Below are 21,130 nucleotides of genomic sequence, written 5' to 3' on the forward strand. Positions count from 1 at the left end.
TATGTAGAATAACCAGATTTTAAAATTTCTAAAAAGGAGAAAGCGTATGAGATTTCTAGGTCTTTTAGCCCTTGCCTTTGCGATGGCTTTTGGTAGCGGTGGTGATGCGCATGAGCAGCTTCACTTGACGACAACATGGGTTGGCATAGCTTGTGCTGTAATTTTTGTTGTTGGTTACTTTTTTATTGCGGCTGAAGAGGTTTTTCACGTAAATAAAGCAAAACCAGCGATTTTCATTGGCACAGCGATGTTTTTCATCATTGGAATATACATGGTTGTAAATGGTATGGATTTGCATCCACTTCAAGGCAAAATTGATCATTTAATTATTGAAGTTGCCTCTATTGTATTTTTCTTAATGGTTGCCATGACATATATCGAAGCACTTATTGAAAGAGATGTTTTTAATACTTTAAAATACAACTTGGTATCAAAAGGCTACACATATAAAAAGCTATTTTGGCTAACTGGTGTGATTGCGTTTTTCTTAAGTCCAGTGGCTGATAACCTAACAACAGCTTTAATCTTATCAACAGTTCTTTTAACTATCGATAGAGAAAATAAAGCGTTTTTAATAGCTGGTGCGATAAATATCGTAGTTGCTGCAAATGCTGGTGGTGCATGGAGCCCATTTGGTGATATCACTACACTTATGGCATGGGCTGCTGGCAAGGGTACATTTACTGACTTTATCTCACTTTTCCCTGCGTCAATAATTGGTTGGGTTGTTACAGCGTTCTTGCTATCTATGTATGTCCCAGTTGGTGCACCTCATTTTGATGTCGCAAAAGAGAAAAAAGTAACAATTAAACCAGGTGGCAAAGTCATAATAGCACTTGGAATTTTAACCATAACTTCTGCTGTTTTAGGACATAATTTCTTTCATTTACCAGCTATGTATGGCATGATGTTTGGTTTTTCACTACTTGCTATTTATTCATATTTTTACAAAAAGACACACAAAAACGACGAGCCAATACATGTGTTTCACTATATGTCAAAAATAGAAAATGATACATTAATATTCTTCTTTGGTATTCTATCAGCTGTTGGTGCATTACACTTCTTAGGATTTTTAGAGTATCTAATAGCACTTTATGAGAGCATGGGACAAACTCCTGTAAATATTGCAGTTGGTATTGTTTCAGCGGTAGTTGATAACGTGCCTGTAATGTCAGCTGTCTTAAATGCTAATCCACAAATGAACCTTGATCAATGGCTACTTGTGACACTTACGGCTGGTATTGGTGGTTCGCTTATTAGCTTTGGTTCGGCTGCTGGTGTTGGTGTAATGGGCAAAATGCGTGGTATTTACACATTTGGTGCTCACATGAAATTAGCATGGACTATACTTATAGGTTATATTGTTTCTATTGCAGTTTGGTATGTGCAGTTTGAAATTTTGGGACTTTATTAATGAAAACATCTGACATAGTAGTTTTGGATTTTGGTTCTCAATATACTCAATTAATAGCAAGAAAGCTTAGAGAGCAGGGATTTTATACTGAAATTTTACCATTTAATGCAAAGCTTGACGATATAAAAGCAAAATTTCCAAAAGGTATAATTTTAAGTGGTGGTCCTGCGAGTGTTTATGCTGATGATGCTTATTTTTGTGACAGGGGAGTATTTGAGCTAGGTATTCCTCTTCTTGGCATATGTTATGGTATGCAGCTTTTAGCTCATACTTATGGTGCAAATGTTAGAGCAGCAAACAAAAAAGAGTATGGTAAAGCAGAACTAACTATAGTCAAAGAGCATGTTTTATTTAAGGATACGCCTACAAATCAAGTGGCTTGGATGAGCCACTCTGATGTTGTTGAAGAGTTGCCAAATGGATTTACGGCACTTGCAGTTAGTGAGCATTCGCCGTTTTGTGTATTTGGTGATGATGAGAGAAAATTTTATGCTATGCAGTTTCATCCAGAAGTAAATCATTCTGAATACGGACAAATTTTACTTAAAAATTTCGCCAAATATATTTGCGGTTGTGAAAGCACTTGGAATATGGGAAGTTTTGCAAAAGAGCAAATGAAACGCATAAAAGAAAAAGTTGGCGATGATAAGGTGCTTTGTGCTGTTAGTGGTGGGGTAGATAGCTCTGTTGTTGCTGCACTTTTGGCACATTGTATAAAAGACAACTTGATTGTGGTATTTGTAGATAATGGTTTGCTTAGAACAAACGAGCGTGAGCAAGTTGAAAATACGTTTAAAACACGTCTTGGTGTTGATTTAATAACCATAGATGCTAGTGAGTTGTTTTTAGGTCGTTTGGCTGGGGTGCGTGATCCAGAGACGAAGCGAAAAATAATTGGTGAAACATTTATAGAGGTGTTTGATATGGAGGCTAAAAAGCATACAAATGTCAAATACCTTGCTCAAGGCACACTATATACTGACATTATTGAAAGTTCGGTTGTTGGTGCTGGCAAGACTATCAAATCTCATCATAATGTTGGTGGTTTGCCTGATTGGATGAAATTTGAGCTTATCGAACCACTTAAGGAAATTTTCAAAGATGAAGTTAGGGCTTTGGGGCTTGAGCTTGGTCTTAGTCGCGATTTGGTGTTTCGCCACCCATTTCCTGGGCCAGGTCTTGCTATACGCATAATGGGTGAAGTAAATAAACCTAGCCTTGATTTACTAAGAAAAGCAGATGTTATACTTCGTGATGAGTTAAAAAGCACTGGTTGGTATGATAAAACATGGCAAGCTTTTTGTGTGCTTTTAAATGTTAATTCAGTTGGCGTTATGGGCGATAATCGAACGTATGAAAATGCCGTTTGTATTCGCGTGGTTGATGCTACTGATGGCATGACGGCTAGTTTTTCACGTTTGCCTTATGATGTGCTAGAAAATATTAGCAAACGCATCATAAATGAAGTTAGTGGTATAAACCGCGTTGTTTATGACATTAGCTCAAAACCACCTGCTACGATAGAGTGGGAGTAGTTAAAAACAGGCTCTAAAGCCTTATAAATAGCCATTTTGTGATTGGTGTGCTTGCGAAATGCTTGCAAATTTTAGAAATTGGTCACCTGAAGAATAATTTTCAAGGAATACAAAAAGCAACTAAGAGAAAAATCCTAGTTGCTTTTTTGTTTTTTATCATTTATAAGTTTAATGCTGCTTTCATCGAAACTGCCAACAAATCTGTGGCGATGGTTTTAGCAACTTCTAATGTAAACGGCAGAGCTTTATCTTTAATTATCTTCTTGACATTATTCCATGTAGTATCTTCTCTAATTTTATCTAAAAAATCACGTCTTTCCCAAGTTAATGAACCAACTGAAAAAAGTATAATGAGTTATCAGCATACTGAGCATTATAATAATCTATCAATCCAGCTTCATTTAAAATTTTACAATGATAAGCATTTTGTAAATTATCATAATTTTCTAGCTCAAGATTTGACAATGCCGTATCAATATATTGTTCTTAGATTTTAAATAAAATTTTTCTGCATAAGCCCATATCTCTTTTCAAGCTTAATACCTCCTGCATGACTTATAAAATTTTGTCGTTTTAACGATTCCGTTTTTATAGCAAATTATTTTCTTTCAAATACTCAATTCTCTTTTTTAGAATTTCATCTCTTGAAAGTTCCTCAAACTCTTTCTGTGTTAATGGGAGAGAATAATATTCTACAGACTTATTTTTCATAGAATCAAATTGTTCTTTTGTAATAGAGTAAGACTTCAAGTCAAACAGATTATCAGACAATTCTTTTAGAATATTGCATACGTCAGCATTAAAAGCGTTTTCTTTATCATTACCATAGAACACAAGCTTAATATTCCATTTATTTTCATCGGTTTCAATGTCATGATTGGGGAATTTATCTTCCACAATTATTTCAAATCCGATTTCTTTTTTCATTGCCAGTTCATACATAAATAATACAAAATCTCTCATGCTTGAAAGACCTAAAGTATAGTCACTTCTTCCGGTAAGCCAATCTAAAGATACTTTGCATTTGTTGGCAATATCTATCAGCACATCTATTGTAGGATTATTTTTACCATTTTCGTAAGCAGACATTGACGGTTGAGGTATTCCTAAAAATTCTGCAAACTCCTTTTGTGTTTTTTTATTTATAGAACGAAGATATTTCAATCGTTCCGATACAGTTTTATTATTAATATTATAATCTCCTATATTTATTATATCAAATCGTATACTAAAAATAAAGAGAAATTCTGATAAAAATTAGAAATAACTATTGACTTATATTATATAAATCAGTATACCAATATATATCGCAAGTTCAAATAGCGAGAGAGAAGGAAAAATATGAGAAAAATGTATGTTGATACTGAAGAAGTCAGCAAAGATTGGGGAGTTTCAAAACCTAAGGCATACAAAATGATAAAAGAATTAAATGAGAGAATGTTAAAGAGCAATCCAAATCTGATAGTGATTGCAGACAATATTAATCGAAAATTTTATGAAGAAAACTGTTATGGATAATCTAAAGAAGTGTAGGAGGTGGTGCTGTGTCAGCAAGCAAGGATAAAGAAAGAGGTACATGGAAAATTTATTTGATGGCAAAGAGTAAAACAAATCCATGCAAAACGTGGATTCGCTACAAAGAGAGAGGCATTGGAAATATGAAAAGGAGTTTTTAGCGAGTAAGTAAAGAGATTTGAACATGTTATTTGAATCTTTTGTTGAAATCTATTTGAGTGTTTTAAAGCCGAGGATTAAATACGACACTTATTTGACAAAGGCTCATATTATAGAAGCGAAAATAATACCATACTTTGCCAAGAAATCTATAGCTGAAATAACAGCTCCGGATATTTTACAATGGCAAAATGAATTGCTTAAAAAGTCAGATGGTGAGGGAAAACAATATCCTCAAACTTACTTAAGAGCAATTCAGAATCAACTAAATGCAATTCTTAATCATGCCAATAAGTATTATGGCTTAACAAGTAATCCTGCTCATAAAACTACTAAGATGTGGAAATCAAAGGCACAGGAAATGTTATTTTGGACTAAAGAGGAATATTAAAAATTCGCCGATTATAAAAATATAGATAGTAATGTGCCTGATATTGAAGGAATTTTAAAGGCAATCTATATGACAAATTGCAAAGGCAGAGAGCTTTTTAGAGGAGAATATTCCACAGGCGATGCAAGCAAAGACGATTTTTAATTGCTTCTTATCCTGAACAGCTTTACACACGGCAATGCAGACTTAATGCTTGAGATATTCCTAAAATCAGTGATATGAGTAAGAGAAGAACTGAAACAGCCTACATTAAATACTTAAATCAAAGCATCCAAAAGGCACAGGAAGTTGGCGGAAGGAATTATTGGGATTATAACTATCACAGAAAAACAAGGGAGGCAGTTCGTACAATAAACACTGAGTTTGATGCCTCTGATAAGTATATTGTAGACAATATTATTGCAAGAAAAAGCATTACATTGATTGTAGCTTCTTCTAAAAAAGGCAAAACTGCATTAGGACCAAATCTTGGTACTTGTATAAACGAAGGAATTGATTTTCTTGAAAATAAAGTTAATAAAGTAAAAGTTGTTTACTATTGCAATGAACTTTCCGGAAGGCTAATTCAAGAAAGAATTAGAGGGTTGGAGCTTCCTTATTCAAGTACTATGAAATTTTATGAAGGCACAAGTTATGTGGATTTTGATGAGTTTGAAAAAATCATAAAATAAGATGTTGAATCAGGCTATGAGGTGTTTATCGTCGATACTTTTTCCAAAATAAAATATGACAGAAAATACAATGCAAATGATTACAATGACACCTATGAAGTGATGGCAAAATACTATTATTTGATAGACAAGTATGGTTGCACATTTATTATGATGTATTATACAAAAAAAAGATTCGTCAGTGAAAAGTGTAAGCGAAAAGGTCATCGGTTCACAGGCATTATCCGGTTCAGTAGATACGATTATAGCTATAAATAAAGCTTCTGAATTTGATACAGAGTTTAGCTTAGATGTAACCAGTAGGCTACTTGAGTCAAAGATATATCAGGTTAAAATTCATCCGTCAAAGAAGATATTAGAGCTTGATAAGATAGATCCTATTGAAATGCTTGAACCATCTATTCAAAGATTGGTACAGGTTATGCCGAGATTAAAAGAAATAGAGGGAACAATCGTAGATATTTGTTCCAAAATCAATTTAGAAATTGAAAGTCCTCAGCAGTTTGGTAAGACCTTAAACAGGAACAAAGAAGTTCTCAAGAAAAATGGAATAAGTATTACCATGAAGCGAGGGAAAAACAATAATAACTATCAAGTTAAATATAATTCAGAGGATGTAATTTACTAAAATGCCGTTCAGAACGTTCGCATCGTTTGATGTTTCATGTGTAAGGGAATGTCGTGCGGTATGAACGGTGCAAACGGTAATTGAAGAATTTACATCTATTTTTTCTGTGCAAGTTAAAGACTAGTTTATAAAAATCATGAATTGCATGTTGATAGTAAGCATATACTTTTTGACCACACTCAAAAAGTAGGCTTGTAAGCTGCTAATTCAGCTTAATCAATTTTAGGGAGAACCCTAAGACCCCGAATGAGAAAGGAGTGATAAAAAATGTCAAAGACAGTTAGTCGTAAAAATAATTATACCATTCACTTTATGGTTAACGAAGAAGATATGAAAGAATTAAATCGAAGATTTGCATTGACCAATTTTAAGAACAAGAGAGAATTTTATAGGGACAGTATTTTAAGAACAGAATTATCAGTATTGATATTTCCGGAGCCTTCAGAAAAGAACTGAGGGAATTATCTTCTCTTGTAAGTCGTAACTCAGCAAACCTTAATCAAATTGCAAAAGCAGCAAACAGTACAGGAATTATTTATAAAGATGATATTGAAAGCATTAAGAAAGCTTTGCAAGGTGAACTACTTTTTTTGTCAGAATTTAGAGAAAAAGTTTCCGACTATATCGTCAACAAGGTAATAAGCTGATGGCAGTTACAAAGATACATCCCATTAAAACAACACTTAAAAAAGCCATAGACTATATCTGTAACGGAGACAAAACGGACAATGAAATCTATGTTACAACTCACCTATACAGCAGAGAAAATGCCTACAAGGAATTTGAACTCACCAAGAAACAGTTTAACTCAAGAACAAAGACGTTGGCTCATCATCTGATTCAATCTTTTGTTCCGGAAGAAGTAAGCTTTGAAGAAGCACATCAAGTAGGAATTGAACTTTGTGAAAAGATTTTAGAGGGAAAATATGAATATGTCTTAGCAACGCATATCGACAAATACCATATCCACAATCACATCATTTTTAATTCCATTGATGTCGAAGAAGGTAAGATATATCATTCCTATTACGGCTCATATATGAACATCAGAAATCAAAGTGACAAACTTTGTAGGGAGCATAATTTGTCTGTCATCGACCTGGAAACGCAAAGGGAAATCAACGAGATTAAGCGAAGAAAGTTCGTGAATTGGTATGACTGGAATGAAGATAAAAAAGGTAAAAGTTATAAGTCAAGACTTCAATTTGATATGGATAGAGTAATTCAAAAAGCAATAAACTGGGAACATTTTCTTAAAATAGTGGAATAATATAGATATGAAATTAAGTTTGGAAAGTATATTACTTTCAAACAGAAAAATCATCAGAGATTTACAAGAGCAAAGACCATTGGAGTGAATTATACCGAAGAAAAAATCAAAGAAAGAATCCGAAATAAGGATAAAGAAATAGGAGATTTTGTTGATAAAACCAAATATGGAAATCAGGATTGGGTAGTTCACACCAACATGCAAGTAGCATCCAAAATTCTGTTAAAAATAAGAGATAAAGGATTTAACTCTATGGAAGCATTGGAAAAAGGAATTCAAAAAATATCATTTCAAAAAATATCATTTCAAAAAATTGAATTGAAACAAGAATTTGATAAACTTTCATGGGAACAAAAGAGGATAAAGGAAATGGTTAAGCATATTCAAATCTGTATCAGCAAAAGAGAGCATTATCAGGGTTATCGCAAAAATCCGAATGATAAAATTTATATGATGATGAACCGAAAAGATATAGAAGCCTATCAGAAATCCTATGAGGAAATAGATATTTTTCTTAAGCAATTTCCGCATTTGAAAGATATTGTATTAGAAGGATTGAAGAAAAAATCAAGTAAAAATCTTTTTAGGAGATTAAACGAGCATTCTAAAGAATTACAAGCTAAACAAGAGGAGATAATCAAGAAACATAATTCATTAGTAGCACAATATGATGAATTGGAGCATTTAAAAAATAATATGAATGAGTATCTTGGTAAGGATAAAACAGAGAAAAAGTAATCAGTTATTGGTGCAATTAGGAAACATAGAAGTGAAGAAAGGGCAAATTCTAAGGAAAAGAATAAAATATCGAAAGAAAATGAGAGATAAATTCATGGTTGGTGTGGTCTTAGGGCTGCACCGATTATTTTTTTGTATACGATTTGTCTTTTGCAACTATATGTAGTATGTGTTATAATATGATGTATAAAAAATCCATTTTTATGGAATAAGGAGAAATAAAAATGAAATTCAATTACAATGGACTTTGGAAGACTCTAATAGATAAGAATATGAAGAAAAAAGACTTAATTGATAAAACAGGGGTATCGCCTACTACAATCTCAAAAATGGTTAGGGGAGATGCCGTATCGCTTACGATTATCGGAAAAATTTGCGAAGAACTTGGAACAGATATTGGGGATTTAATCTGTATTGAAAAAAATAGCTTGGAGGATAAATAAATGAATAAAAACATTTTTGAAATAGTCGAGGAAGTATTAAAGACCAATTTAAAATATATTTCTGATGATGGTAAATTACTCAAGGCGATAGTTTATAGCGATGTAATGACAATGGATAAAGAATTGTTGTGTTTGCTTTTATCAAATGAAAAAATCAAAGAAAGATTTTTTAAGGATGTAAATGGGACGCTTATTTTCGACAAACAAGGTTTTGCTTGGTTTATTGAGTCGAAAGAATTTTTGCCAGACTCATATACGAGATATACAAATAAAATCGGATTAACTAATGGCGGAGACTTCATCTCTAAGTCGAATGATGCGGTATTAGACTTCCCCTATAAAGATTGTGTGCTTGAAGGTGGTCAGGATAAGGAGGAACAGAAGCGTAAAGAGATTTTCTACAATGAGACTATCGCAAGCGATGAGATTAGCAAAATGCTTGCTCCGAAAGTTTTTACGAACGCAAAGAGATATACGAAAGACGGCATCGAAGAAAATATTATTTTTGATGAGAATGACAATTTAATTATTAAGGGAAATAACTTGATTGCACTTTCAAGCTTACTGAAACGATATGAAGGCAAAGTTAAGTGTATTTATATTGATCCTCCATATAATACTGGTGCTGATAGTTTCGGATACAACGATTCATTTAATCAGGCTACTTGGCTTTTATTTATGAAAAACAGGTTAGAGTTAGCGAAAAGAATGCTATCTGATAATGGTGTAATATTGATACAAATAAGCTTTCATCAATATCCATATTTAAGGATTCTTGCTGATGAAGTGTTTTCGCAAGGAAAACATCTATTAGATTTTAATACTTTGGTTAGACATCCGGAGAGAAGCTTAGCTGGAGATAAGGAATTTAATGATGTTGTTGAATATACATTGGTATATTCCAAGAATCCAGGTTATAAAATGCCTAAAATGAGAATAGAAAAAACAGATGATGACTATCAATATGATTTTGTGCTGTCTGGTGAACCGAAAGAAATATTAAATCTCGGAGGGAAATCAGTTTCTGTATACTATCCTGAGCAGGTGGATATTAGCAGAAGCACTGGTCATATAGGTGGTTTGAAATCAATGTCAATTCGAGGCAGTATTAGAGAAAAAAATTCGAGTGGAAGATTTTATGTGGCATATTTAGAACCATTGATTGGGAAATATCCAAAAGGAACAATTTTCACAGTTCCTGAAATGGGAGATGATGGCAATCCATATAGAATTTTTGAGCTGCCGAAAGGTAACAATAAAAATGGATTCTATTATCCTGGAAAACCAATTTCATCTGATGTTACCTTAAAACCATATCCAAATTTTTTAGATTTTGTGCAACAATATAATTTAGTTAATGATGAAGGAGATGTATCTTTTAGGAATGGGAAAAAGCCAGAAGAATATATAAGCTATTATTTAGATATTTTCTCTTCGAAGGACGATTTAATATTAGATTTTCAATTAGGATCGGGTACAACCTGTGCGGTAGCTCATAAAATGAACCGTCGATATATTGGAATAGAGCAAATGAACTATATAAGAGATATTTCTTCAGAGAGGCTAAAGAATGTCATAGATGGAGAACAGGGAGGGATTTCCGAGTCCTTTAATTGGCAAGGTGGCGGCTCATTTGTCTATTGTGAGCTTCTTGAAAACGCAAATACGCTTATTGAAAAAATTCAGGCAGCTTCAGAAGAAACAATCTCTGAAATAAAGAATGAAATATATGCTGATGAGCGTATTGTTCCATATATCACAAGGGAAGAGCTTAAGAAAGCTGATGAAGAATTTAATTCACTTGAACTTCAAGAAAAGAAAAAAGCTCTTATCAGCTTAGTCGATAAGAATAAACTCTATGTAAATTACTCGGATATGGACGATGAAAGTTATGATATAAGTGAGTCGGATAAGGCGTTCACAAAATCTTTCTATGCGGAGGTCTAATATGGCGGGACAGTTTTTATACGAAAAATTAGATGTCGCAAAAGAAGTTGGTATGAATGTCGACTTTCCTGAAATTATAAAAAGCGGACTATCAAAGAGAATTTCTCTAAGAGAATATCAAATTGATGCTTTTACAAACTTTGCTTTATATTTTGATAATGACGGATTAAGAAAAAACAAGCAAGTCCATACTCTTTTTCATATGGCTACAGGTAGTGGTAAAACTGTCATTATGGCAGGTCTGATATTGTACTTGTATACAAATGGATATAGGAAGTTTTTATTCTTCGTAAATCAGACCAATGTTCTTGAAAAGACGATTGATAATTTTATCAATCCACTTTCAAATAAGTATCTATTCAATGATGTTGTAGAGTACTTAGGAAAAAAGGTCAAGATAAAAAGGGTTGAAAATTTTAGCGGTAATGTTTTAGATGATGACATCGAAATATTGTTTACTACTACGCAAAAGCTTCATATGGATTTATTTGAAGCGAAAGAAAATTCGCTGACCTATGATGACTTTGAAAATAATAAAGTGGTTTTTATTTCTGATGAGAGCCATCATATCAATTCACTAACTAAGAAACCTACTAAAGACGAAGAAGAAGCTGCTAAAAGCTGGGAATACTCTGTTACAAATGCTTTGTCACGAAATAGAGATAGTATTATGCTTGAATTCACAGCTACTTGCGATTTAAAAGATGCAAATGTGTTACAGAAATATAGGGACAAAATTATCTTTAACTATCCGCTTATTTCTTTTAGAGAAAGTGGATATACAAAAGATTTTCAGAATTTCGCAACGGATACCGATTTATGGACAAGAACGCTTATGGCTCTTGTAATGAGTGAGTATAGGAGGTTTTTGTTTGCTGACTTAAAACTCAATATTAAGCCTGTAGTTATGCTTAAATCGCAAAAAATAGATGAGTCAAAAAGTTTCTACGATGAGTTTTTTAAGAAAGTAAAGGAGCTAACGAGCTACGAAATTCAGAACTTAGAATTGGTTGGAATAGAAAAATTGGCGGAAGCGATAAACTATTTCAAGGAAAAAGATGATACTCTGGAGCTTTTGGAGCAGTCAATTAAGACTGCATTTACTGAAGATACTTCGATAATAATGAATGGTTCTTCGGATAATAATAAGGAAAACCAGTTGTTAGTCAATTCCTTGGAAGACCTTGATAATCCGATTAGACTTATCTTTGCAGTAGATATGCTCAATGAAGGCTGGGATGTACTCAACCTCTTTGATATAGTCCGTCTGTATGATACAAGACAAAGTAAATCCGGCGGAAAGATAGGAAGCTATACAATTAAAGAAGCGCAGCTTATTGGAAGAGGTGCGAGGTATTGCCCATTCGTTGTAGATGATGAGGAACTTAAATTCAAAAGAAAATTTGATGGGGATATATCAAATCCGAATCGTATTTTGGAAACAATGTACTTTCACAGTAAAAATGACTCCAGATATATATCGGAATTGAAGAACGCCCTTATAGAAACAGGATTGCAGGCACCTGATCCGATCATCTTGGAATACAGACTTAAAGACGAGTTCAAGGAGAGTGATTTTTATAATAAGAGCTATGTATTTTCTAATAAGAGATTGCCTAAAGGTCGAGACGAAGTGCATTCTCTTGAGCCGAGTATGAGAACGAAGACATATTACTACACAGCTCTTTCTGGCAAAGGAAATATTATAAATCTTATAGGCGATGATACTCCAAACACAAGTTCCATTAAAACAAACCTGAAGAGTATTAAATTCAAGGACATAGATTATAACATCTTGCTTGGGGCTATAGAACGCTTTGAGGAACTTCGTTTTGATATACTTAAAGAGAAATATCCATCTCTAAAATCAATGAGGGAGTTTTTAATTTCAGATGAGTTTCTCGGAAACTCTAATGTGGAAATAACATATTCTCAAGATGAAGTTAATGGAAAGATTTTATTTTCAGCTGTGAAGCACGCCTTAGTAAAAGTTGCATCGCATGTTATGGCCATCAAGCCTGAATATGTAGGCTCTAAAGAATTTGAACCTAAACAGCTTAAAGTGATTTTGAAAGATAAGAAGATTAGTTTAGGCTCAATTGAGGGGAATGGTGGAAAAGGAAATTCACAAAACAACTGCTCCAATGAAGAATACAGATTAGACCTAACAAATGAGAGTTGGTATGTATTTAATGACAACTACGGAACGAGCGAAGAAAAGCTTTTTGTAAAATATTTCAAAACCAATATAGAGCCAAAGCTGAAGGAAAAGAATTTGGAATACTATGTTGTTAGGAATGAAAGAATTCCTGAATTGGCTATATATTCTTTTGAAGCCGGAGAGCGATTTGAACCTGACTTTTTGCTGTTTGTAAGAAAGCAAAAAAACGAAGGAAGTCTCACTTATCAGTGATATGTTGAGCCTAAAGGCAATCAACTCTTAGATAATGATGCTTGGAAAGAAGCATTTTCAATGCAGATTGAAAAATACCATTCTGTTAAAGGATTATTTGCTGATGATTACAAAATAATTGGTTTTCCGTTCTTTAACAATGATAATAGAATGGAGGAATTTAAGAAAGCGATTAACACATGGATGGAGACGGTGTAATTTATGGATAAAGAAAAAAATAAGTTTAATGCGCTTACTCCGGAAGTGCTGACCGAAAACAAGCAAATATATACAGAAGCACTTGATTATGCTTTTGGTAATAGCGATATAAAAAATATCGCTATTACTGGTATATATGGTGCAGGGAAAAGTACCGTATGGAACACTTATGTTCATCAAAAGGGATTAAGCAATGTAATTACTGTTTCTTTGGGTAAATATAAAAATAATATTAATGATGACGATAGTCTAAAAGAAGTATCGGTGACTAAACTTGCCGACTCAGAAACTGATGGTATTGAGGGTAAACTTAGAAATGAAAATCAAAGAACAGTGGATATAGATGATGACAATAGAGTGGAAAGACAGCTCATTAATCAGATTCTATCTCAGATAGCATCAAAGAAAATACCACTTAGTAAATATGGGTTTAAATCAAATAAAAGCATTCTGAATATATGCTTACAGTCATTGGCATTTCTATCAATAATATGTTCAATACTTCTTTGGATAACGAGAGATACCTTTTTACCTTTTATTAATGAGTCGTATAAAAATTTCAATGGCATATCAGTGATGCTTTTATGTGCCTTGTTGTTGTTTGTGCCATTGTTTTATTATTTGTATATATTCTATAGAGGGAATAAATTTAGAATTTCTAAAATCACATTCAAAGGTGCAGAAGCAAATGTAAATGATGATAAGAGCGATGAGTCAGTATTAGATAGAGACATAAAAGAGTTAGTTTATTTATTAAGAAGCTCTGATACAAAAATTGTTGTTTTTGAAGATTTAGATAGATATAACAGCACATCTATTTATACAAAGTTGCGAGAACTAAATTTTCTCTTAAATCACTATGTAAAAATAAGTGGAGATAAGAAGCCTGTGCGGTTTATATACATGCTTAAAGATAGTCTGTTTTTTTCTAAAAACAGAACTAAATTCTTTGACTTTATTCTACCTATTGTTCCTATTGTGGATTCGAAGACGTCAGAAAATGAGCTTATCGAACTTTTTAAAGCTGTTGAAAATGCACCAGATAGGAGCGTATTAGCGGATATTTCTTTATATGTAGATGATATGAGACTCCTTAAAAATATAGTTAATGAATATATTGTGTACTCTAAAATTATACCATTAGGACAGATTGATTTGGAGAGCAACAAGCTATTTGCTCTAATAACCTTAAAGAATATATTCCCCAATGAATTTGATCTTTTGCAGGAAGATAAAGGATTTATAAGAACTGTATTTGATAAATTAGAAGCTAATAAGAAAAAAGTTGTTAATAATCTTAATCAGAAATTGATAAAAATTGATGATAATCTTGAATTTATTAGGGATAGAGTTGAAAATGATAAATTCAAAGCAATGGCATTGATGATTCAATCAGATGTTGGATATTATTATCAGGAAACAAGGACTTGGGCTGAGTATCTAAAAGAATGGAGTAAAAAGCCAAATGAGCAGGCTTATATTAGGTATTCTGGGAGCAGTTCATATTTTTCATATAATGAATTTATCAATAGGTTTATTTTGAACACCGATGAAAAAAAGGTGTTAGTTGAGAAATTACCAGAAAATTTTTCGCTGGAAGTAAATAAACTTAATTCGGATAGAGAAAAAATAAAAAAACAAATCAGAGATATTGAGATATATAGCTATAAAGAGCTGATATCTATTATGAGCGCTGAGCAAAAAGATGATTTGTTTTCAATTGATGGTTTTGATATTGTAGAAAGCCATTACTTCCCTTTAATTAGAGTTTTAATTTTAGATGGTTTATTGGATGAAACATACTGGTATTATAAAGGAAACTTTGATGTAGATAGATCAAATACATTGAAGCGTAATGACATAATCTATGTAAAGGGTTTAAAAGAAGGAAAAGAACTTGATATCTTTTTAGATGTAGAAACACCTGAACAGATTATAAATCGTTTGAAATTAACTGATTTTAGCCGTGATAATATACTCAATAAGAAAGTATTAAAAACATGCATAGAAAAAAATAATATTAAATGCGTAATAGCTATAGCAGACTCAGTTGATGTCAATGATAAGTATGAGGATTTAGTTAGAATTTTAGACGAGTTTGATTTAGAGTTAGTGAGAAAATATTCTAATATACTGATTAATGATAAGTCATACAGACTTGTTAGCACTTTGGAATATTGTGAAGGTGAAAGTGTTGAAACATTCAAAAACATACTGATTTCAGTTGCAACAAATAAAACTATAGCTTTAGATAAGATGGTTGTATTTAAGGAATATATAGAACAAAATGAGAACATAATTTCTTTAATACCCGAGGAGCAATTTGATGTTTTCATTGATAATATTCGTTCTGCGGACATCAAATTTGAAGATGTGTCAGAATCAAATTGTGATAAAGCAAGATTGGTAGCTGTTGAACAGATTCAGGCGTATAAGCTAAATGTTGGGAATCTAATATTTATAACTGAAGCAATATTGGAAAAGACGATAAATTATGGAAGTTTACTGAATGAGATTTATAAATCTTTGCAATTATTGTCGAGCAAAGAATATATAGAGGATAATTTTTCGAGTATTGTATCTAACTATATAGATGAAAATAAGAGTGAAAAAAACTATGCCAACAACGAAGAGATACTGCTTAAAATTCTTAATTCCGATATTTCTGATGAACATAAATTTGAGTATGTAGAGAAGAACGAAACAGTGATTTTAAAGTTAGATAATCTACAGAACAGCTCTGTAACTACAAAAATACTGGATTGCTTATTGCGTAAAAATAAGGTTGAGTTTTGCTCAGATAACATAGCTGCATATTGGAATATGGTTGAAGAATACAGTAATGATTTCATTGAATATCTTGATAACAACTTGGATGAAAACAACTATGAAGATACACTAAGAAATAATGTATCGATTTGTAATACCTTTATAAATAGTCCGTTGATAAGTGGTAAAATTTTTGCATTTGTCATAAATTACGCGGATGAGGCAATAAGTGATATCAATCCTAAACTTCCACAAGATAGAGCTAATATTTTAATTCATCGGAGATTGATTGAAGTTACGGAAAAGAATATAGAAGTGTTATGTAATAACTCATATAATACCGAATTGACTTTGTTGGCAAATTGTGATGAAGAGGTAGAAGACATCGTTATTAATACGCTATTAAAATATGAACTTTCTGACGATTTAATATATAGTTTGGTTAATAGTGCGATTTCAGATGAAAATTCTTTGAATTTAATAAATTCAATAAAGGACAGCGTTTTAGTAGAAAGGATAAATCCGACTAAAAAATCTATCATAGAAGCCATTATAAAGGGCTATTTATCTTCGGTAAATATTAACTATATATGCAAGTCCTTTAAGATATTTGAGTTAAAAGATGAGTTTATAGAGTCATTAGATGATGAAGACAAATTGGAGGAATTGGAAGACGAAAATCTTAATGAAGATTTTATGAAATATGTCTTAAGATTATCAAATATAAAAACAGACACGAAGGTATCATTGATTGAAACAAAGATAAATAATCATTCTGATATAAATACTTTGAAACAGTATATATCTTCAGTTTTGGAAATTTCCGATTTATCAAGTGTTTGGGATAGGAGGCAACCGTTATTAGATAATGCGTATAAAGAGAGAGTCGGGCAAATGTTAATAAAATCAGGTTATGTTAGATTTCGTAAAGACAAGGCTGGTAAACGGATTATGCTCACAAGACGACTGAGAAATACCACTGTTGATACGCATCTATTGTAGAATAAAGGAGAATGAGGCTTCTACCTTTAGGTAACTGAAACTTTTGATTATTAGTTGATTATTAAAAAAATATTTTACAATGTAATGTTAAATGACAAAAATATCCCCCACTTTATCAACCACATATGATATAATAAACGTGGGTAATAAAGTGAGGGATAAAACTATGAATAAGTATCTTGAAATCATAAAAAATTTAATAAGTCATCAAACAGAAGAAGAATGGTTTGAATTCAAAGAAAATTGGTACGAAGTACATGGAATAGGAGAATATATATATCAGCACTGTCAAATGCAGCTGCAATTTGCAGACAGGAATATGGGTATCTTGTTTGGGGTGTAAATAATGAAACTCATGAAGTTTTAGGAACTAAATTTAATTATAGAGCAGATGTTAAAGGTGAGCCATTAGGGCATTATTTAGCAAGGCAGTTGAAACCGGATATTGTTTTTTCTTTCCATGAAGTGGATTTTGATAATAAGAGAGTAGTTCTATTAGAAATTCCTGGAGCTAAAAATGTTCTAACTTTTTTTGATGGGATGAGATATATTAGAATAGGTTCAAGTAAAGTGAGTGTTGCTAAATATCCTGATAGAGAAGCTCATTTATTTGAAGTACTAAGCAACAAAGAAAAAACAATAGATAGTATTGAATCTGAATATCAAGATTTAACTTTTGAAAGATTGTTTACATATTATGCAGGCAGAGGAATTTCTTTAAAATTTTAAACTTTTAAGAAAAATCTTGGGCTTTTAACTAAGGATGGCAGGTATAATTTGATGGCTCAATTGTTGTCGGATGATAGCCATATACATGTAAGAGTGTCGGTATTTAGCGGAGAAACGAAAGCAAGTCCCTTATATTCTGTAAAAGAGTTTGGGAACACGTGCATTTTGTTAAGCTTAGATAAAGTATTAGAATATGCAGATGTCATAAATATAATCCAAGCAGATGAAAGCAGAAGAATTACTACAAGAAAAGATGTTGCTTTATTTGATATGAGTGCTTTTAGAGAGGCGGTTATAAATGCCTTTGTTCATAATAAGTGGATAGATGGAAATGCGCCGATGATTACGGTATATAGTAACCGTATAGAGATTCTTTCAAGAGGAACACTTGCTCCGAAGCAGACGATTGAAGGATTTTATATGGGTGAGTCTATCCCTGTTAACCAAAAACTGTCGGGAATATTTTTGCAGCTTCACATCAGCGAGCGTTCCGGAAGGGGCGTTCCTAAAATCATAGATAGCTATGGAAAAGATGTGTTTGATTTTAGAGAAAATTCAATTGTAGTTAACATTCCTTTTAATTGGATTAACAATGTAGGGGGATAAAGTGGGTAATAAAGTGGGAGATAAAAGACCTCTAAATGATAGACGAAAGAAAATTTTAGAAGAAATAAGAAACAATCCTAATGTAACTCAAGCACAATTATCCAAAATTATAGGTATAGGATTAACCGCCATCGAAAACAACATTAGATTTTTGAAAGAAAATGAATATATAGAACGAGTAGGATCTAACAAGACAGGCTATTGGAAAATTAAGGAATAGTTTCGTGCTTGCAATATGCTTGCAAAAAATCGGATAAACATAAATAAAATGGATAATAAGGCTAAATTCGATAACAAAAACCTTGATTTTATGCCATTTATACAAAACGATATCAATGGACATATCGAGTGGGAGTAGAGTATTTATTTGATTTAGCCGCTTTTAAAAATCTCTTTAAGCGGTTAAATTTTAAAAAGTTTTGAGTTTTTAATTTGCATTGTCTTATGACTTATAAAATTAATTAAATTTTTAAAAATTTACTTATATTAATTTATACTTAACAAAGCTTAATTATATTAATCTCAACTTTAATTTAACGTCTAAAATAACTCTTATTTATTTTAAAATCCATATAAAAATATAGGCAAAATTGTATATTTGTTTTATGTGAGTTGCTTAAAATAGCTTTTGCAAGTTTTGCACTGCTAATAAATTTATCTTTAATATAATCATAAATAGCAACCTATTGTGATAGGGTAATTTAATATTATTTATTTTAATTTTGCTTTACAGGCATCTGTAAAATTGTAGTTAAAAACATCTTTAAAAAATTTTGGTTTATCTTAAACTTTTATGCTTTATTGTGGCACATTTTTGAGTAAGCAAATTAAAAATAGTATAAATTTAGACATGGTAAAAATCATAAAACTTAAATTTTATTGTCCATTTAAAGCCACCATTAAAGCAGAAAATTTACAAAATTATGCAGTCTTTAAAACAATATGACAAGACTAGATTGGGCTTTAAAATTGTTTTTACGCAAACACAACAAGCAAAATAATCAATATTTTATTATGCTAAATTAAGGTTTAGGCTTTAAATTTTATCTAAGTCTTTTATTGCGCCTTGTCTTTTGCACGTCTAATTGCTGCTTCTTTTTGTATGTTTTTTTGCTGTGCTAAAAATATATGTTCTTCAAGTACAACTAAGCTAAATGTGCCTTCAAACACCTTGATATCACGCACTTTGCCGATTACTCTTGCATCACGTTTGCGTGAGTCGTCAAAATATGCCTGAGCTTCAAACTCAACAACATCACCAAGCCTAATAGCTCCTAAAAAATTAATTCTGGCATTTATTGTCACGCAGTATTGCTCGTTTATAGATGCGAGTGCTGCATAATTTGCTGCTGAAAACACAAAACCACTGTGTATTAGCCCATCGTCATCGCAAACCATATCCTCTATAGTAAAAAGCTTTGTTTTTGCGTGCGATTTTTTAAGCTCAGTTGCTACACCTGAAAAATTTAGCTTAATTGCAGTTGATGTTTTTATCTCGTTTCTTAGTGGGTTTTCATCCTCTGGTAAGATTATATTGTCCGTGCTTTCTTCAAATATATCATCGCTCATTTTTATCCTTTTAAATTTTCACCTTCACATAAACTCTTTTTGGTGCTGCATAGCCCTCTATCGTCTTTGAGCTATCATTTGGGTTTAAAAACTGCTCTAAACTATACCCATCTATCCACTCAGTTTTTCTTTGTTCGTCTAAATCAGTATCTTTTGTTGCTAGTATCTGAAAGTCTTTAAATTTAGCTCTTTCGCACCAGTTTTGCAAGGCTTGTATTGTTGGCACAAAGTAGATATTTGGTATTTTTGAGTAGGTGTTTTTTGGCGTGAGTGCAAACTCGCCGTCCATGTCAATATACATCGTGTCTATATATGCTTCACCGTTAGCGTTTAGTGATGATTTTATATCTTTTAGCATTTTTATAGGATCGCTTCTGTGATAGATTACTCCAAGGCAAAATATCGTATCAAATTTATGCTCAAAATACGGCAAATGCTCAACACCAAGTAGTTCGTATGTGATATTTGATTTAACAAAATGATTTATAAACTTAAACTGTATTGCTGTGTGAGTGCTTGGATCAAAACCAACTATTTTTTTGGGATTAAAATCAAGCATTTTAAACATATAATAGCCGTTATTGCAGCCAACATCAGCAACAATCTTGCCATCTAAATTAAGATGTGGTTTTAAAAGATTAAACTTAATAAAGCTTTGCCACTCTGTATCTATAAATAACTCATCTATGCTAAATGGACCTTTTCGCCACGGTTTAAGCATTTTGGCTAAATTTTCTATCTTGTTTGAAACGTCATTTGTTGTATTGAGTGTTTTTATGCTTATAGTATCGTTAAAGCTTACTTCACACTCAGCGTCAATCTCATCTAAAAGAGCTAAAATTTCAAGGTGTTTTGCGGTTTTTAACTCCTTTTGTTTTGCCTCTCTTATGCTATTTAGATTCATGTTTTTGCCAGTCTATTATATTGTGCGGACACTCTTTTTGATATACTCCAGTAGCGTCATAATACTCTTTGCAGTCGTTATAATACTGCGTTGAGATACCGCGTTCATTTACAAACACACAGCCGTTTAAACAAAATAGTATTAAAAATATATAAATTATCTTTTTCATGTGTTAATTTTACATAAAATTTTATAAAAATAGTATATAATGTCTAAAATTTAGGGC

General features: G+C 32.2%; 21 protein-coding genes. 17 read left to right on the forward strand and 4 right to left on the reverse strand.

Annotated elements, in window-relative coordinates:
• The first annotated feature begins 46 nt into the window (after positions 1 to 46).
• Genes nhaD through LQU93_RS10140 form a run of 3 tightly spaced genes read left to right on the forward strand, consistent with a single transcriptional unit; the run spans position 47 to position 3,449 of the window.
• Positions 47 to 1,417 (forward strand): sodium:proton antiporter NhaD, encoded by a 1,371-nt coding sequence (gene nhaD, locus LQU93_RS01190; RefSeq protein ID WP_229932062.1) that lies wholly within the window; start codon positions 47 to 49, stop codon positions 1,415 to 1,417.
• Complete coding sequence (gene guaA / locus LQU93_RS01195) at positions 1,417 to 2,952, forward strand: glutamine-hydrolyzing GMP synthase (RefSeq protein ID WP_229932063.1); 1,536 nt, start codon at positions 1,417 to 1,419, stop codon at positions 2,950 to 2,952. Before nhaD ends, guaA begins: the two co-directional genes overlap by 1 nt.
• Before the next feature lie 38 nt (positions 2,953 to 2,990).
• Complete coding sequence (locus tag LQU93_RS10140) at positions 2,991 to 3,449, forward strand: hypothetical protein (protein WP_229932064.1); 459 nt, start codon at positions 2,991 to 2,993, stop codon at positions 3,447 to 3,449.
• Between the two features lie 91 nt (positions 3,450 to 3,540).
• Here LQU93_RS10140 and LQU93_RS01205 read toward each other — a convergent pair whose 3' ends face one another.
• Entirely contained in the window at positions 3,541 to 4,116 is a 576-nt protein-coding gene (locus LQU93_RS01205) for a helix-turn-helix domain-containing protein (RefSeq protein WP_229932065.1), read from the reverse strand.
• A 177-nt stretch (positions 4,117 to 4,293) separates the two neighbouring features.
• Here LQU93_RS01205 and LQU93_RS01210 point away from each other — a divergent pair, with 177 nt between their 5' ends.
• The 14 genes from LQU93_RS01210 (at position 4,294) to LQU93_RS01275 (ending at position 18,651) form a co-directional block, all read left to right on the forward strand.
• Positions 4,294 to 4,470, forward strand: a complete 177-nt coding sequence (locus LQU93_RS01210; protein WP_229932066.1) for a hypothetical protein — start codon at positions 4,294 to 4,296, stop codon at positions 4,468 to 4,470.
• Between the two features lie 181 nt (positions 4,471 to 4,651).
• Entirely contained in the window at positions 4,652 to 5,017 is a 366-nt protein-coding gene (locus tag LQU93_RS01215) for an N-terminal phage integrase SAM-like domain-containing protein (protein WP_229932067.1), read from the forward strand.
• 218 nt (positions 5,018 to 5,235) lie between these two features.
• Positions 5,236 to 5,688 carry an AAA family ATPase gene (locus tag LQU93_RS01220; protein ID WP_229932068.1) on the forward strand — a complete coding sequence of 151 codons (453 nt, stop codon included), beginning with the start codon at positions 5,236 to 5,238 and terminating at the stop codon, positions 5,686 to 5,688.
• Positions 5,689 to 5,869: 181 nt separating this feature from the next.
• Entirely contained in the window at positions 5,870 to 6,316 is a 447-nt protein-coding gene (locus LQU93_RS01225) for a hypothetical protein (RefSeq protein WP_229932069.1), read from the forward strand.
• 452 nt (positions 6,317 to 6,768) lie between these two features.
• Entirely contained in the window at positions 6,769 to 6,963 is a 195-nt protein-coding gene (mobC, locus tag LQU93_RS01230; protein ID WP_472843491.1) for a plasmid mobilization relaxosome protein MobC, read from the forward strand.
• A complete protein-coding gene (locus LQU93_RS01235; protein ID WP_229932070.1) occupies positions 6,963 to 7,586 on the forward strand; it encodes a relaxase/mobilization nuclease domain-containing protein in 624 nt (207 codons plus the stop codon). The genes mobC and LQU93_RS01235 overlap by 1 nt, the downstream gene beginning before the upstream one ends.
• Positions 7,587 to 7,670: 84 nt before the next feature.
• Complete coding sequence (locus tag LQU93_RS01240) at positions 7,671 to 8,324, forward strand: hypothetical protein (RefSeq protein WP_229932071.1); 654 nt, start codon at positions 7,671 to 7,673, stop codon at positions 8,322 to 8,324.
• 224 nt (positions 8,325 to 8,548) lie between these two features.
• On the forward strand, positions 8,549 to 8,767 hold the full coding sequence (locus LQU93_RS01245; protein WP_037607075.1) for a helix-turn-helix domain-containing protein: 219 nt from the start codon (positions 8,549 to 8,551) through the stop codon (positions 8,765 to 8,767).
• Positions 8,768 to 10,714: a DNA methyltransferase gene (locus LQU93_RS01250; RefSeq protein ID WP_229932072.1), complete on the forward strand. Its 1,947-nt coding sequence runs from the start codon at positions 8,768 to 8,770 to the stop codon at positions 10,712 to 10,714. It begins immediately after the preceding gene.
• A 1-nt stretch (position 10,715) separates the two neighbouring features.
• Positions 10,716 to 13,127 carry a DEAD/DEAH box helicase family protein gene (locus LQU93_RS01255; RefSeq protein ID WP_229932073.1) on the forward strand — a complete coding sequence of 804 codons (2,412 nt, stop codon included), beginning with the start codon at positions 10,716 to 10,718 and terminating at the stop codon, positions 13,125 to 13,127.
• A 201-nt stretch (positions 13,128 to 13,328) separates the two neighbouring features.
• The gene (locus LQU93_RS01260) at positions 13,329 to 17,096 is read left to right on the forward strand and encodes a YobI family P-loop NTPase (RefSeq protein ID WP_229932074.1); all 3,768 of its coding nucleotides are present in this window, start codon (positions 13,329 to 13,331) and stop codon (positions 17,094 to 17,096) included.
• Positions 17,097 to 17,339: 243 nt separating this feature from the next.
• A complete protein-coding gene (locus LQU93_RS01265; protein ID WP_229932075.1) occupies positions 17,340 to 17,825 on the forward strand; it encodes an ATP-binding protein in 486 nt (161 codons plus the stop codon).
• Between the two features lie 51 nt (positions 17,826 to 17,876).
• Positions 17,877 to 18,431: an ATP-binding protein gene (locus tag LQU93_RS01270; RefSeq protein WP_229932182.1), complete on the forward strand. Its 555-nt coding sequence runs from the start codon at positions 17,877 to 17,879 to the stop codon at positions 18,429 to 18,431.
• A 1-nt stretch (position 18,432) separates the two neighbouring features.
• On the forward strand, positions 18,433 to 18,651 hold the full coding sequence (locus LQU93_RS01275; protein WP_229932076.1) for a winged helix-turn-helix domain-containing protein: 219 nt from the start codon (positions 18,433 to 18,435) through the stop codon (positions 18,649 to 18,651).
• A gap of 836 nt (positions 18,652 to 19,487) precedes the next feature.
• On the opposite strand, the gene LQU93_RS01280 is transcribed toward LQU93_RS01275, so the two are convergent.
• The 3 genes from LQU93_RS01280 to LQU93_RS01290 are packed head-to-tail and all read right to left on the reverse strand — an operon-like array spanning position 19,488 to position 21,073.
• Positions 19,488 to 20,000 (reverse strand): PaaI family thioesterase, encoded by a 513-nt coding sequence (locus LQU93_RS01280; RefSeq protein WP_229932077.1) that lies wholly within the window; start codon positions 19,998 to 20,000, stop codon positions 19,488 to 19,490.
• Positions 20,001 to 20,010: 10 nt separating this feature from the next.
• Entirely contained in the window at positions 20,011 to 20,904 is an 894-nt protein-coding gene (cmoB, locus tag LQU93_RS01285; protein ID WP_229932078.1) for a tRNA 5-methoxyuridine(34)/uridine 5-oxyacetic acid(34) synthase CmoB, read from the reverse strand.
• On the reverse strand, positions 20,891 to 21,073 hold the full coding sequence (locus LQU93_RS01290) for a hypothetical protein (protein ID WP_229932079.1): 183 nt from the start codon (positions 21,071 to 21,073) through the stop codon (positions 20,891 to 20,893). The genes cmoB and LQU93_RS01290 overlap by 14 nt, the downstream gene beginning before the upstream one ends.
• Positions 21,074 to 21,130 lie beyond the last annotated feature (57 nt).

It is taken from the genome of Campylobacter majalis (assembly GCF_905120465.1).
GTDB classification, from domain to species: Bacteria; Campylobacterota; Campylobacteria; order Campylobacterales; family Campylobacteraceae; genus Campylobacter_A; species Campylobacter_A majalis.

Coding starts and splice junctions, on each gene's coding strand:
- nhaD (WP_229932062.1), top strand. CDS start 47: ATGAGATTTCTAGGTCTTTTAGCCCTTGCCTTTGCGATGGCTTTTGGT.
- guaA (WP_229932063.1), top strand. CDS start 1,417: ATGAAAACATCTGACATAGTAGTTTTGGATTTTGGTTCTCAATATACT.
- LQU93_RS01210 (WP_229932066.1), top strand. CDS start 4,294: ATGAGAAAAATGTATGTTGATACTGAAGAAGTCAGCAAAGATTGGGGA.
- LQU93_RS01215 (WP_229932067.1), top strand. CDS start 4,652: ATGTTATTTGAATCTTTTGTTGAAATCTATTTGAGTGTTTTAAAGCCG.
- LQU93_RS01220 (WP_229932068.1), top strand. CDS start 5,236: ATGAGTAAGAGAAGAACTGAAACAGCCTACATTAAATACTTAAATCAA.
- LQU93_RS01235 (WP_229932070.1), top strand. CDS start 6,963: ATGGCAGTTACAAAGATACATCCCATTAAAACAACACTTAAAAAAGCC.
- LQU93_RS01245 (WP_037607075.1), top strand. CDS start 8,549: ATGAAATTCAATTACAATGGACTTTGGAAGACTCTAATAGATAAGAAT.
- LQU93_RS01250 (WP_229932072.1), top strand. CDS start 8,768: ATGAATAAAAACATTTTTGAAATAGTCGAGGAAGTATTAAAGACCAAT.
- LQU93_RS01255 (WP_229932073.1), top strand. CDS start 10,716: ATGGCGGGACAGTTTTTATACGAAAAATTAGATGTCGCAAAAGAAGTT.
- LQU93_RS01260 (WP_229932074.1), top strand. CDS start 13,329: ATGGATAAAGAAAAAAATAAGTTTAATGCGCTTACTCCGGAAGTGCTG.
- LQU93_RS01270 (WP_229932182.1), top strand. CDS start 17,877: ATGGCTCAATTGTTGTCGGATGATAGCCATATACATGTAAGAGTGTCG.
- LQU93_RS01280 (WP_229932077.1), bottom strand. CDS start 20,000: ATGAGCGATGATATATTTGAAGAAAGCACGGACAATATAATCTTACCA.
- cmoB (WP_229932078.1), bottom strand. CDS start 20,904: ATGAATCTAAATAGCATAAGAGAGGCAAAACAAAAGGAGTTAAAAACC.
- LQU93_RS01290 (WP_229932079.1), bottom strand. CDS start 21,073: ATGAAAAAGATAATTTATATATTTTTAATACTATTTTGTTTAAACGGC.